The organism is Streptomyces sp. NPDC059499, assembly GCF_042749285.1.
GTDB lineage: Bacteria > Actinomycetota > Actinomycetes > Streptomycetales > Streptomycetaceae > Streptomyces.
Genome location: NZ_JBHYTT010000011.1, coordinates 153,164 through 165,682, shown reverse-complemented (window position 1 = coordinate 165,682; position 12,519 = coordinate 153,164). Strand labels below are relative to the sequence as shown.

The 12,519-nt window shown below is 68.9% G+C and carries 11 protein-coding genes; 3 read left to right on the top strand and 8 right to left on the bottom strand.

The genetic code is table 11. The features are described 5' to 3' along the window. Positions 1–16: 16 nt before the first annotated feature. The gene (locus ACFW9O_RS24595; RefSeq protein ID WP_384612339.1) at positions 17–2,968 is read right to left on the bottom strand and encodes a UPF0182 family protein; all 2,952 of its coding nucleotides are present in this window, start codon (positions 2,966–2,968) and stop codon (positions 17–19) included. A 136-nt stretch (positions 2,969–3,104) separates the two neighbouring features. Between ACFW9O_RS24595 and ACFW9O_RS24590 the strand changes: the two genes are divergently transcribed. Next, complete coding sequence (locus tag ACFW9O_RS24590; protein ID WP_384612150.1) at positions 3,105–3,665, top strand: PPA1309 family protein; 561 nt, start codon at positions 3,105–3,107, stop codon at positions 3,663–3,665. Positions 3,666–3,811: 146 nt separating this feature from the next. Here ACFW9O_RS24590 and ACFW9O_RS24585 read toward each other — a convergent pair whose 3' ends face one another. The 4 genes from ACFW9O_RS24585 to ACFW9O_RS24570 all read right to left on the bottom strand — a co-directional run bounded on the left by ACFW9O_RS24585 (position 3,812) and on the right by ACFW9O_RS24570 (position 7,122). Further along, on the bottom strand, positions 3,812–4,900 hold the full coding sequence (locus ACFW9O_RS24585; RefSeq protein ID WP_384612148.1) for a PDZ domain-containing protein: 1,089 nt from the start codon (positions 4,898–4,900) through the stop codon (positions 3,812–3,814). A gap of 179 nt (positions 4,901–5,079) precedes the next feature. After that, entirely contained in the window at positions 5,080–5,250 is a 171-nt protein-coding gene (locus ACFW9O_RS24580) for a hypothetical protein (RefSeq protein WP_329207588.1), read from the bottom strand. 127 nt (positions 5,251–5,377) lie between these two features. After that, positions 5,378–5,839 (bottom strand): molybdenum cofactor biosynthesis protein MoaE, encoded by a 462-nt coding sequence (locus tag ACFW9O_RS24575; protein WP_351181278.1) that lies wholly within the window; start codon positions 5,837–5,839, stop codon positions 5,378–5,380. Positions 5,840–5,979: 140 nt separating this feature from the next. Continuing rightward, on the bottom strand, positions 5,980–7,122 hold the full coding sequence (locus ACFW9O_RS24570; RefSeq protein ID WP_351167966.1) for an SDR family oxidoreductase: 1,143 nt from the start codon (positions 7,120–7,122) through the stop codon (positions 5,980–5,982). Between the two features lie 191 nt (positions 7,123–7,313). On the opposite strand from ACFW9O_RS24570, the gene ACFW9O_RS24565 reads away from it, so the two are divergent. Continuing rightward, positions 7,314–8,759, top strand: coding sequence for a zinc-dependent metalloprotease (locus tag ACFW9O_RS24565; RefSeq protein WP_384612146.1), 1,446 nt, complete (start codon positions 7,314–7,316; stop codon positions 8,757–8,759). After that, positions 8,756–9,301, top strand: coding sequence for an NUDIX hydrolase (locus ACFW9O_RS24560; protein ID WP_384612144.1), 546 nt, complete (start codon positions 8,756–8,758; stop codon positions 9,299–9,301). Before ACFW9O_RS24565 ends, ACFW9O_RS24560 begins: the two co-directional genes overlap by 4 nt. Positions 9,302–9,372: 71 nt before the next feature. On the opposite strand, the gene ACFW9O_RS24555 is transcribed toward ACFW9O_RS24560, so the two are convergent. From ACFW9O_RS24555 to ACFW9O_RS24545, 3 genes are read right to left on the bottom strand one after another with little or no spacing between them, the layout of a single operon-like run. Then, on the bottom strand, positions 9,373–10,128 hold the full coding sequence (locus ACFW9O_RS24555) for an AIM24 family protein (protein WP_351167960.1): 756 nt from the start codon (positions 10,126–10,128) through the stop codon (positions 9,373–9,375). A gap of 18 nt (positions 10,129–10,146) precedes the next feature. Further along, positions 10,147–10,827: an AIM24 family protein gene (locus ACFW9O_RS24550; RefSeq protein WP_329207599.1), complete on the bottom strand. Its 681-nt coding sequence runs from the start codon at positions 10,825–10,827 to the stop codon at positions 10,147–10,149. An 11-nt stretch (positions 10,828–10,838) separates the two neighbouring features. After that, the gene (locus ACFW9O_RS24545) at positions 10,839–12,446 is read right to left on the bottom strand and encodes a TerD family protein (protein ID WP_384612142.1); all 1,608 of its coding nucleotides are present in this window, start codon (positions 12,444–12,446) and stop codon (positions 10,839–10,841) included. Positions 12,447–12,519 lie beyond the last annotated feature (73 nt).

The window sequence follows — 12,519 nt, the reverse complement described above, 5'->3', positions numbered from 1 at the left end:
GCGGGGTGGAACTTTCTCAGGTGCCCTGGTCCTCGCCCTTCTCATCGGCCTTGTCGGCCGTGTCGGGCTTTGCCGCCGTATCTGCCGCGTCGGCACCGCCGGCGGCCTTGGGCTGGGCGGCCGCCGCTCGCCTGAGGGCGTCCTCCAGGTCCGCCTGCGCCTTGCCGTAGGCAGCCCAGTCGTTGTCCTTGAGGGCCGCCTCACCCGCGGTGTACGCCTTCTGCGCATCCGCGATGGCCTTCTTCAGAGCGGCCTCCCCGGTGGCAGGCGGCTCGGTGGTGTCACCCGGTGGCTCGGTGGGCTCCGTCGGCGGGGTGGTCGTATCGGGTTCATCCACCCCGAAGACCGCGTTGAGCGCCTCCCCGAGGCTGTTCTCAAAGACGATCTTCGACCCGTACGAGGCGGCAACCTTGCGCAGCAGCGGATAGTTCTGGGTGCCACCGCGCGTGTACACCGGCTCGATGTAGAGGAAGCCCCCGTCCAGCGGCACGGTCAGCAGATTGCCGTACTCGATGTCCGAGTCGGTGCCCTTGAGGTTCCTCACGAACTCGGCGACGTCGTCGTTGCCGTTGAGCTCACTCTGTACCTGGCCCGGGCCCTTCACCGTGGTGGTGACTCTCAACAGCCTTATGGTGCCGTAGTCCTTGCTGGCCGCGTCCGCGTCCACCGCCATGAACGCCCCGAGGTCGGGCCGTCCCTTCGGTGTGAACGTCGTGGTCAGAGAGAACCGCTGCGCATCCTGACCCGGCATCTTCATGCTCAGGTAGTACGGCGGGACGGCCCCGGGCTCCTTGTTGGTGGGGTCGTCCGGAACCTGCCAGGCGTCACTGCCGCTGTAGAACTGCGCGGGATCCTGGACGTGGTAGCGCGTGAGCAGTTCCCGCTGAACCTTGAACAGGTCCTGCGGGTAGCGCAGGTGGTCCATCAGGTCCTGCGGGATGTCCCCACGCGACTTCACGGTTCCGGGGAACGCCTTGCGCCAGGTCTTGAGCACCGGGTCCTCGGTGTCCCACTCGTAGAGCTTGACCTTGCCGTCGTACGCGTCGACGGTGGCCTTCACCGAGTTGCGGATGTAGTTGACCTGGTTCTGCTGGGCGACGACGGCGCGCTGGTTGGTGGTCAGCGAGTCCGCCGTGGTGTCACCGAGCGTCGTACGCGACGCGTAGGGATAGCCGTTGGTCGTCGTGTAGGCGTCGACGACCCACTGGATCCGGCCGCCCACGACCGCCGGATAAGCGTCTCCGTCGATGGTCAGCCAGGGGGCGACCGCTTCGACGCGCTCCTTGGGGGTGCGGTTGTACAGGATCCGCGAACCCTCGCCGATGGCTCCGGAATAGAGTATCTGCGGCTCGCTGAAGGACACGGCGTAGGCAGCGCGGTTGAAGGCGTTGCCGAGGCTGACCCCGCTGTTGCCCTTGTAGCTGGTGGTCTTCTCGCCGTCCTCCTCGTAGTCGAGCTCCTTCTGGGGCCCTCCGACGATGGAGTACTGCTCGGTCTTCTCGCCGTAGTAGATCCGCTGCTCGTACTTCGGCAGCTCACCGGTGGTCGGCAGGCCCGACTCCGTGAAGTCCGGGGAGCCCGCCGGGTTGGTGCCCGTCGTGGTGCCCCGGGCCGCGATGGCGCCGTAGCCGTGCGTGTACGTGAAGTGGTCGTTGATCCAGTTCCGCTTGGGGAGGCCGTCGAGGTTGAGCTCGCGCAGGCCGATGACGGTGTCCTGCTCCTTGCCGTCGGTTCCCTTGTAGCGGTCGACGTCCAGGGTCTTGGGGAACTGGTAGTAGTTCCTCTTCTGCTGGAGCTGCTGGAAAGCCGGCGAGACGACGTTCGGATCCATCACGCGGTAGCTGGCCGCGGCGTCCGCACCGGCCCGGAGCTTGGCGCCGTCCGTGGTCGTGCTCTTGCCCGAGTAGTCGTCCACCTTCGCGTCGTCGATGTCATAGGCATCGCGGGTCGCGTCGATGTTCTTCCGGATGAACGGTGCTTCCTTGGCCTGCTCGTTCGGCTGGACCTGGAACTTCTGCACGATCGCCGGGTAGAGCCCGCCGATCAGGATCGCGGAGAGCACCATCAGGCCGAAGCCGATCACCGGCAGCTGCCACGTGCGCCGCCAGAGCGTCGCGAAGAACAGCAGGGCGCAGATGACGGCGATGCAGAACAGGATCGTCTTCGCCGGGAGGTAGGCGTTGGCGTCGACGTACCGCAGGCCCGTCCAGTTGTCCGTGGCCTTGAAGTCACTCGACTTCACGGCCAGGCCGTACCGGTCGAGCCAGTACGCCACGGCCTTCAGCGAGACGAAGATGCCGAGCAGCACGGAGAGATGGCCGGTGGCCGCACCCGTGGCCCGTGCGCCGGGGCTGGTGATCCGCAGCCCGCCGTACAGGTAGTGCGTGAGCGCTGCGGCGATCAGCGACAGCACGGCAGCGGCGAAGCCGAAGCCGAGCATGAAGCGGTACCACGGCAGGTCGAAGGCGTAGAAGGCCACGTCCAGCTTGAACTGGGGGTCCTTCTGCCCGAACGGCACACCGTTGACGTACATCAGCCACGTACGCCACTGGCCCGACGCGGACGCTCCGGCGATCAGCCCGACGAGGGCGGTGATCGCGAGCAGCACCCACTTCTTGTACGGGGCGACGCTCATCCGGTAGCGGTCCAGGCTCTGCTGCTCCAGCGACATCGCGCTCAGCGGCGGCCTCAGCCGGTGCGCGAGCCAGATGTTCACGCCGACGGCGACGGCCATCAGCAGTCCGAAGACGAGGAACAGCCCGATCTTGGTCCACAGGGTGGTGGTGAAGACGGATGAATACGCGACCGACCGGTACCAGAGCCAGTCCGTCCAGAACCCGGCGAACATGACAAAGGCCATGGCGAGAACCGCCAGGACACCCAGTGTCATGAGCAGGGTACGGACGCGCCGGGACGGGCGGCCGACTCTGATCCGTGGCCCGGTCGGGCCTCCGCCGCGGTCCGGCATCTGGAAAGCCAACGTGCGCACCTCGAAGTTCGCGGTCGTGTGAAGCAGGCCCAGCGATCGTAGAGCCCACCTATGCAACTTACTGAGGCTTTACCTAGTTCCCGTTCCCGGGGCGGAAGGAGGCAGGATATTGACCATGCCCAACGTTTCCCCTTCAGGCCCTCCGATGGCCGCGAGCCCCCTCACCGTCGCCGTACTCGAAATCGACGCCTACGCGGCGGGCCTCGGCTGGGATCAGCCCGCCCGGCTGTTCGCACTCGTCGACACCGCCAGGCTGCGCGCCAGCGAGCCGGGCCTCGCGGCCCAGCTCGGTCTCGACGACGCCTCGTCGACCACCGCCGCCTTCACCCCTATCGAACAGGAGGAGCTTCCCGCGGGCACCGCCCTGGACGAGTTCCTCGCCACGATCGCCTGGCCCGACGCCGTGGTCGGCTGCGCCATGACGGTGGAGCGGCTGATGCTGCCGCCGTCCGCCGAGGCCTCCGTGCCGGAAGGCCTGAGCGACAGCCAGCTGACCAAGTGGGTCGCCAAGCACCCGGACCGGCAGGAGGTCCGGATGACCGTGGCTGTTCTGCGGGACGGGGCGCGGGACTCCGCCGTGCGGCTGCGGGAGAAGGACTCCCCGACCGAGGTCCTGACCGGCGCGGGCCTGGTCCCGGGGCTGGCCGAGGCGCTCGCGGCCACCTTCGAAGCCTGATTCCTGCGGTTCCGCGGGGCTTCCCGTCCCGCGGAGCCTGCTCGGCCCGTCCCGCGGAACCCGGCTGGTCCCGTGCCGCGGAACCTGTCCCGGCCCCTGCCGTCGCGCGGGGGCCGGTCTCAGCCTGTGGTCGCGTGCGGGCCGACTCAGCCTGTCGAGCAGCTCGGCAGGCCGGCCGGGTCGCCTGCGCGGATCTTCTCCAGGGACTTCTTCGCGTCGTCGAGGGTCTTGACCCTCACCAGGGTGAGACCGCCCGGGGTGTCGGCTGCCGCGGCGGCACAGTTGTCGTCGGGGGTGAGGAAGTACCGGGCGCCGGCATCACGCGCACCGACCAGCTTCATGTTGATGCCGCCGATCGGCCCGACCTTGCCGCTGTCGTCGATGGTGCCGGTGCCGGCGATGAACTTCCCGCCCGTCAGCTGGCCGGGCGTGAGCTTGTCGATGATGCCCAGCGAGAACATCAGCCCGGCGCTCGGGCCTCCGACGTCGGCGAGCTTGATGTCGATCTCGAACGGGAAGGTGTGGTCCGTCCCGGCCTGGATGCCGACGATCGCGCGGTCCTCCGTCGGGGCCTTCCGCGTGGTGAGGGTGATCTCACGCGTGCCCTGGGGCTCCTTGCCGGCCTTCTCTGCCGCGGCCGCTGCCTTGGCGGGGATGATCGTGAACACGACGTCCTCACCGGGCTTGTGCTCGGTGACGAGCTTCGCGACGTCCTCGGGCTGCTCGACCGCCGTACCGTCGACGGCCTTGATCACGTCGCCCGCGTGGAGCTTGCCCTGGGCGGGGCTGTCCTTGACGACGGTGGAGACCACGACGCGTGAGGTGACGGGGATCTTCAGTTCCTCGAGGGCCGCGACCTTGGCGCTCTCCTGGGACTGGCTGAACTCCTCCGCGTTCTCCTGCGTCGACTCCTCCTCCGTCTTGCCGTCCGGGTAGAGGGTGTCGTGCGGCACGATCACGCTGTCGTGGGCCAGCCAGCCGTAGACGGCCTCGACGATGTTCATGTCGTAGTCCGCGCCGGTGACGCGGACCGTCGTCATGTTGAGGTTCCCGGATGTCGGGTAGGTCTTGCGGCCGGTGATGTGCAGAACGGGTTCGCCACGTGCGTCGCCGAGGGTGTTCACGGTCGGGCCGGGAGACATCTCCGAATACGGCACGGGGATCAGCACGCCCACGCAGAGCAGCGCGATCAGAATGAGCGTGGAGGCGAGCATCGTCGCGGTGCGGCGTGGCATGGAACGACAGTACGGGAAGGGCTTGTCAGTGCACCGTCGGGGCCGGTCCGTACGGGCGCGGGGCCGCATGGCACGGGGATGGCTGAAGGGACCGCCGGTCAGCTCGCTGCGCGGAGAACGCGCGAAGGGAGAGCGTTGACGCGATGCGGGATTGGCAACTGCGTACAGCTGCCGCTGTCTCAGACCGCCTCGGAACCGGAGTCCGACTTCTCCATCGCTTCACGGAACCTGGCGTAGCCGGCGAGTTCGGTGACATCGCCGGTCGTTCGATTGCGGGCTGCCCACCCTCCCCATATCGCCGCGCCGAGGGCGGCGAAAAGTGGAATCAGAAGCCAAGCGAGTGCTGCCATCACGACCTCCCTACCCCATGAGCGACCGCAACTGACGATCAGAAGATTAACCACCTGCAGGACCAACGCTCATGGCAGGGGTGCGGTTACGCAAATCGGGGCTGAACACCCCTGAGGCGGTTTGCGCTCAGCAAGCGCCGACCCACTCCTCCGTGCCGTCCGAGAAACGCTGGTGCTTCCAGATGGGGACCTCGTGCTTGAGGTCGTCGATCAGCTTGCGGCAGGCATCGAAGGCCTCACCCCGATGGGCGCAGGAGACGGCGACGACCACCGCCAGATCGCCCACACCCAGCTCACCCACCCGGTGGACGGCGGCCAGCGCCCTCACCGGGTACTGCGCGACGACCTTCTCCGCGACTCTGCGCAGCTCGTCCTGGGCGCTCGGATGGCAGGAGTAGCCGAGCGTGCCGACGTCCTGTCCGTCGTCGTGATTGCGCACCGTGCCGACGAAGAGCGCGATGCCGCCGGCGGCGTCGTCGCCGACCGCACGGAAGATCTCGTCGACGGAGAGCGGCGTCTCCCTGATCTCCAGCAGCCGGATCGGGTCCTGAGCTGCCTGCTCGCCGGGGTGGTCGTGGGTGCGTGCCATGGGACCCATCGTGCCGCACGGCGCCGACATCGCGGAATAGCGCTTTCGACCAGCAGCCCGGCCGGCCTGCTTGGAGCCTCCTACAGGTCCCCCCGGGAGCGCCCGGCGCGCGCCTGGGGAGACGAGGGGCCCGGGCCCCTCTAGAAGCGTCGGCGCGCTTTGCGGGCGCGGCGTACCAGCGCCGCCGTGCCCAGCAGCGCGACCGTGGCTCCCGCGGCGCCTGCCGCGGTGGCGTCCTTGCGGCCGAGGCGGCGGCCGGCGACCGTGTGGCGCCCCTCCACCTCTTCCAGGAGCGCTCCGAGAACCTCCTCATTGGTCCACCGCGGCCGCCAGCCGACGTCGTGGAGCCGGCTCACGCTGACCACCCAGGGGTGCATGGTGTAGGCGAGGTCGCCCGCCGGGGAGGGGGTGAGGCCGATCCGGTGCAGCCGGGCCGCTGCCCCGAGGGCGACGGCGGACGGCAGCTCCATGCGGCGCACGCCGGAGAGCTCCTCCACCTCCTCCTGCTCCAGCCAGCCGTCGCAGCCGACCGCGAACTCCCCGTCGATCTTCTCCAGGGCCGCGTACTCCAGGGCGCTCACCAGGTCCTCGACGTGGCAGAACTGCCAGGCAGGCCGCGATCCGGCGACGACCAGGAGCCTCGGCGACTCGAAATAGCGGGTCAGCGCGGTGTCCGTGCCGCCGACCAGGACGGTCGGGCGTACCACCGTCACGTTGAGTCCGGGGTGGGCACGGGGTGCCCGGCGCCCGAGCCGTTCGATCTCCAGCAGGTCGCCGACACCGGTGGCCTCCGCCGTGGCACGCAGTTCGGCGTCCTCGGACAGCGGGATGTCGTTGTCGGGAAGCGCGCCGTAGACCATCGCCGAGGTGCACAGCACGACCCGGTGGACCCCGACGGCCGCCGCGGCCGTCAGCACGGTCTGGGTGCCGCGTACGTTGTACGCGGTACGGGCCGCGGGGTCGGTCTCCAGGTCGAGATCGAGCGCCAGGTGCACGACGACGTCCGCACCACGCAGCTTCTCCGCGATGGCGGGGTCCCGTACGTCCAGGATGTGCCAGGTGGCCTCGGACACCTCCCCCCGGCGCTCATCGATGGCGATGACCTGCTTGATCTCGTCGGATGCGGCGAGGTGCGCGGTGAGAAGCTCACCGACGCCGGTCGCGGCACCGGTGACCGCGACGACGGGGCCCCGGCTTCTGGAAGGATTCTTCGTCGGCTTGCTCTCGGGCGAGGGGTCGGCCAGGTTTCGCGCTGCGCGAACCTGTGGATCTGGGGAACTCACCGGGCGTCTCCAGCGGTTGTCTTCAGTACGTACCCGAATGACGCGTACGTACCAGGTGGCGTCCATCCTGCCGCAGGCCGGGAGCCGGCGGAGCACTGAGCCCCTAAGCGGGCTTTGGTGTCTACGCTGGATGGTGATGTCGGGCAGTCGCCGTCGGTTCGAGCCGGCGGCCCTACGAGCCGAGGAAACCCGTGAGTGACACCCCATTCGGATTCGGCCTTCCGCCGGAGGAGCCGGAGAACGGCGACGAAGGCAAGAAGAAGGACCCCACCGGAGGTGGGCAGGGTTCGGGCGGGCCGGCGAACCCGTTCGGCATCGGGCCGGGCGCGGGCGGGGACAACCCGTTCGCCGCGATGTTCGGCACGATGAACCCGAACGACCTGGGAGCGGCCTTCCAGCAGCTCGGCCAGATGCTGAGCTACGAGGGCGGCCCCGTCAACTGGGACATGGCCAAGCAGATCGCCCGCCAGACGGTGTCGCAGGGCACGCCGGACGGCAGCAAGGACGCGAGCGTCGGCCCGTCGGACCGGTCGGCGGTCGACGAGGCGCTCCGTCTGGCGGATCTCTGGCTGGACGGGGTGACGTCGCTGCCCTCCGGTTCCGTCTCGACCGTGGCGTGGAGCCGTGCGGAGTGGGTCGAGGCGTCCCTTCCTGCCTGGCAGCAGCTGGTGGACCCGGTGGCCGAGCGGGTCGGGCTGGCCATGGGCGACGTCCTGCCCGAGGAGATGCAGGCCATGGCGGGCCCGCTGATCGGGATGATGCGCTCGATGGGCGGTGCCATGTTCGGTCAGCAGATCGGGCAGGCAGTCGGCGTGCTCGCCGGCGAAGTCGTCGGCTCCACGGACATCGGCCTCCCCCTGGGCCCGGCCGGCAAGGCCGCGCTGCTTCCGCTGAACGTCGAGCGGTTCGGTAAGGACCTGAGCGTCGCGCAGGACGAGGTGCGGCTGTATCTCGCACTGCGTGAGGCCGCCCACCAGCGGCTCTTCGCCCACGTTCCGTGGCTGCGCTCGCACCTGTTCGGTGCGGTCGAGGCGTACGCGCGCGGCATCAAGGTCGACACCAGCAAGCTCGAGGACGTCGTCGGCCAGTTCGACCCGACGCAGCCCGAGCAGCTGCAGGACGCGCTTCAGCAGGGCATGTTCCAGCCCGAGGACACACCCGAGCAGAAGGCCTCGCTCGCCCGCCTGGAGACAGCGCTCGCCCTCGTCGAGGGCTGGGTGGACGCCGTCGTGCACGAGGCCGCGAAGCCCCGGCTGACCTCGGCGGACGCGTTGCGCGAGACGATGCGCAGGCGCCGTGCGTCCGGCGGTCCCGCCGAGCAGACCTTCGCCACCCTCATCGGCCTCCAGCTGCGTCCGCGCCGCCTGCGGGACGCTTCGAGGCTGTGGGCCTCGCTCACGGACGCCCGGGGCGTCGACGGCCGTGACGGCCTGTGGGAGCACCCTGACATGCTGCCGACGGCCCATGACCTGGACGACCCGGACGGGTTCGTGCACCACGAGCAGTTGGACTTCTCCGAGCTCGACAAGATGCTCGGCGAGGCCGCGAAAGGCCCGCACAAGCCCGCGTCCGAGGACTCGGACGACTCGGACAGCGACGACTCGAAGAACGACGGCAAGGACGACACCGACAAGTGAGCCTGCATGACGACGCCGTTCTCGTACTCAAGGGCTACGACTCGGAGCAGGAGGACCAGAGCGAGCTGCGCCAGACGTACCTGGACCATCTGGCCGGGCACCCGGACGGCATGTGGAAGGCCTGCGGGGCCGGGCATCTGACGGCCAGCGCACTGGTGATCGATCCGGAGCGGGGCCGGGTCCTGCTGACGCTGCACAGGAAGCTGCAGATGTGGCTCCAGATGGGCGGCCACTGCGAGCCGCAGGACTCGACCCTGCCTTCCGCGGCTCTGCGTGAGGCCACGGAGGAGTCCGGCATCACCGGGCTGACCCTGCTGCCCGGCGGGCCGGTCCGGTTGGACCGGCACCCCATCCCGGCGCCCTGTCACTGGCACCTCGACGTCCAGTACGCGGCTACGCCTCCCGCGGGCGCGACGGAACGGATCAGCGAGGAGTCCCTCGATCTGCGCTGGTTCCCGTACGAAGAGGTGGCCGGAGTCGCGGACGCCTCGGTCGTGCGGCTGGTGGAACGGACCCGGGCACGGCTGGAGCACGGCAACTAGCCCGTGCGCGGGCACGGGTAAGGGGCGGCCTCCGAAGATGCCGCCCCTTACCCGTGTCCGATCCGGGTGACTCAGTTCCAGGCGTTGTTCTGGTTCTGGCTGTGGGCGCCGTGCTGACCCACGCCGAACTGCGCTGCCGCGCCCTGGCCGATCTGCGCGTGCTGCGGAGGCAGCACCTCACTCGGCTGGACGAGCGCGAAGCCCTGGCCCAGGAAGCTGAGCTCCCAGCCCTCGCCCGTGTTGCCGCGGCGCCGGAAAACGCCGGAGGAGTGCGTCTGCGCCTGCATCTGCACCCTCAGCCCACTCGACCAGGCAACGATCGCGTCGGCATCGGCGTTCACGTACTTGTCGGGCGTGACCTGCATCATCAGCGGCTGGCCCGAGGTCATCAGCGCGACCTTGCCACTGCCCGAGATGTTGAGCTGGTACTTGCCCGTGCCCGAGATCCCGTACTGGCTGTCCACCGCGATGACCTCGGTGTGCAGCGAGGAGTCGAGGGCGAGGACGTACGCGCTGTCGACCGTCATGCCCTCGCGGTCGACGTCGACCACGTGGATGTACTGGGCCAGGTTGGCCAGATAGACCGTTCCCTGGCCCGAGCAGCGCATCAGGTCGAGACCCTCGCCCGTCCTCCGGCGGGCGTTGCGCTGTCCCTGCGACTGGTACTCGCCGTCGAATTCCATGAGCCCCTGATAGGCGACCATGGCTCCCTTACGGGCGAGGACGTCGTCATGACCGGTCAGCGAGACCCGCAGGAGCTGCGGGTTCTGGACGGTGTACCGGTCCTGCGACTGCTGTTCGGTGTGGCTGAAAAGCGGACTCTGCATGATGTGTTCTCCCCCCGCTCAGTTCCGGATCCGCAGGCGGTCGGTACTGTCCTCGCTCGGCTGGACGACGACGATGCCCTGACCGGAGAAGGCCATCTGGTAGGCCTCTCCGCTGCCCCGACCGATGAGCGAGCTCGCCTTGAAGCTGCGCTTGCCCTTGACCTTCAGGTTCGGGGACCACGCGACGAGCGCGTCGGGGTCGACGTACGTCTCGTCCTCGCCACGGCCGCAGTCGACGACGATCGGCGTGCCGCGCGAGGTGATCGCGACCCATCCGGTGCCTTGGACGCAGACGTTCCACAGGCCCTGGCCGGCGAACTTGGCCAGGCCCTTGACCCGCTCAACACCCCAGGTGAGGTGGCCGTCGAAGGCGAGGAGATTGGTGCCGTTGACCGACAGCGAGTCGTTGTTGAGGTTGATGACGACCACATCGGCGCCGTAGTCGGCGAGGTAGAGCAGCCCGTCACCGGCGCACTTCATCAGGGGCGCGCCCTCGCCGGTGATCCACTGCGAGGCGATCTGGCGGACGGCGGGCGGGTTGGGCTCGTACTGGATGAAGCCCTCGTAGGCCACCATCGAGCCGGTACGTGCGTAGAGGTCCTGCCCGGAGGCCATGGCGACCTTGAGCATCGTGCGGCCGTGGTTCTCCATCCGGGCCGTGACGGGGGTCGGGGCGAAGCCCGCGAGTTGCTGATTCATGACGGGCTCCCTCAGACCTCGTAGGGCTGGACGACGATGAAGTTCCCGGGGGCTCCCCGGAACTGGAGGTTCACGGTCTCCCCGCTGTGGCCCGGGTACGCGTTGCGGCGCAGTCGGACCTGGCTGGAGATGATCACCTGGGACGCCGCCGACCAGGCCACGACCGCGTTGCAGTCGGCGAACGTGGTCGGGGTGACCGGCAGGACGACCGGAACACCGTGGGTCTTGACGACGACGGTGCCCGTGCCCTGGAACTGCATGGTGAACAGGGCACCGCCGGGAATCCCGTGCCCTTCGATCCTGCGCACCTCGTACTGCAGCGACTCGTCGAACGCGAGGACGCTCTCCGCAGAGACGCAAATGCCGTCACCCTGCAGCTCGATGGGGTGCAGGTGCGATCCCTCCTCGGCGAGGAAGACCTGCCCGCGACCCGTGCAGCGCATCAGCTGCATCTCCTGGCCGGTGGCGTTACCGACCATGCGGCCCGCGAAACCGGCGCCCTTGTAGCCGAAGTCGACCTTCCCCTGGTACATCACCATGCTGCCCTGACGGGCGAGCACGGGTGTTCCTCCCATGGTCAGGTCCACGCGCATGAGCTGCTGGTTCTGCGAGGTCCAGCGCTGCCCGGTGGCCGTCTCCTTGTACGGCTGCAGGGCTGCCTGCAGCCCTGCGCCGGCCTGCGGAACACCCTGGGGCACCATTCCCTGGGGCGCACCGGGAGGCATGCCCGGAGGCTGCTGCCCGTAGGCCGGAGGCTGCTGACCGAACGGCACGGCGGGCGGCTGCTGACCGAACGGGGCGGCCGGCGGGGGCTGCTGACCGTACGGCGGCGCGGCCTGACCCGGGACCTGGCCGAACTGCGGCTGCTGGGGCGGCTGCCCGTAAGGGGCCGGCGCCTGGGGTGCCAGGGGCGCCGCGATCGTCGGCGCGGCGTGCACCGGCTGCTGCGGTGCGGCGGGCACTCCGAACGACGGTGCGGGCTGCGGGGCCTGGGGCGCTGCCGGGGCGCCGAAAGCGGGGGGCGCGGTGGACTGGGCCGGCGGGGCGAACGACGGCGCTGCCCCCTGTGGCTGCGGTGCTGCCGGAGCTTCCTCGGCGACCTCGCCGCCGAAGTTCTTGAGCAGCGCGTCCAGGCCGCCGTCGAAGCCCTGGCCCACCGCGGCGAACCGCCAGACGTCCTTGAGGTAGAAGTCGCCCAGCATGACCGCGCGCTCGGTGGTGAACTCCGAACCGGTGAAGGCGTACTTCACCACTTCCTCGCCGCCGGCGACGATCCGGATGTACCCGGGGCCGACCTGCGACATCTGCCCCGCACCGTCGAGAGTCGCGGTGAACGAAAGCTTGTGGATGTTCGCCGGAATGCGGTCGAGGGTGACGCGGAAGGACTCGGTGTCGCCGGCCTGGGCGCCGAGCAGCTGAATGGACTCCTCGGGTGATTTCGGCTGGTTGAAGAAGATGAAATACCGGTCGTCCGAGAGCTGCTCATTGGCATCGAGACCGAAGCAACTGATGTCGAACGTCAGGCCCGGGCCGGCGATCTGCACACCTACGTACAGATCCGTCCCTGGCGTGAGATCACTGATCTTGGCCTTGTGGCCGCGTTGGAATTCCCTGGCCATGCGTAACGACCGTCCCCCATCCCGAATGTAAATGCGTCGCGTCAGGCTAACCGCAAACCACGACATTGAGCTA

What these genes read in the sequence shown, in the direction of transcription:
- ACFW9O_RS24595 (WP_384612339.1), bottom strand. Translation starts at nt 2,968, where the DNA reads ATGCCGGACCGCGGCGGAGGCCCGACCGGGCCACGGATCAGAGTCGGC.
- ACFW9O_RS24590 (WP_384612150.1), top strand. Translation starts at nt 3,105, where the DNA reads ATGCCCAACGTTTCCCCTTCAGGCCCTCCGATGGCCGCGAGCCCCCTC.
- ACFW9O_RS24585 (WP_384612148.1), bottom strand. Translation starts at nt 4,900, where the DNA reads ATGCCACGCCGCACCGCGACGATGCTCGCCTCCACGCTCATTCTGATC.
- ACFW9O_RS24580 (WP_329207588.1), bottom strand. Translation starts at nt 5,250, where the DNA reads ATGGCAGCACTCGCTTGGCTTCTGATTCCACTTTTCGCCGCCCTCGGC.
- ACFW9O_RS24575 (WP_351181278.1), bottom strand. Translation starts at nt 5,839, where the DNA reads ATGGCACGCACCCACGACCACCCCGGCGAGCAGGCAGCTCAGGACCCG.
- ACFW9O_RS24555 (WP_351167960.1), bottom strand. Translation starts at nt 10,128, where the DNA reads ATGCAGAGTCCGCTTTTCAGCCACACCGAACAGCAGTCGCAGGACCGG.
- ACFW9O_RS24550 (WP_329207599.1), bottom strand. Translation starts at nt 10,827, where the DNA reads ATGAATCAGCAACTCGCGGGCTTCGCCCCGACCCCCGTCACGGCCCGG.
- ACFW9O_RS24545 (WP_384612142.1), bottom strand. Translation starts at nt 12,446, where the DNA reads ATGGCCAGGGAATTCCAACGCGGCCACAAGGCCAAGATCAGTGATCTC.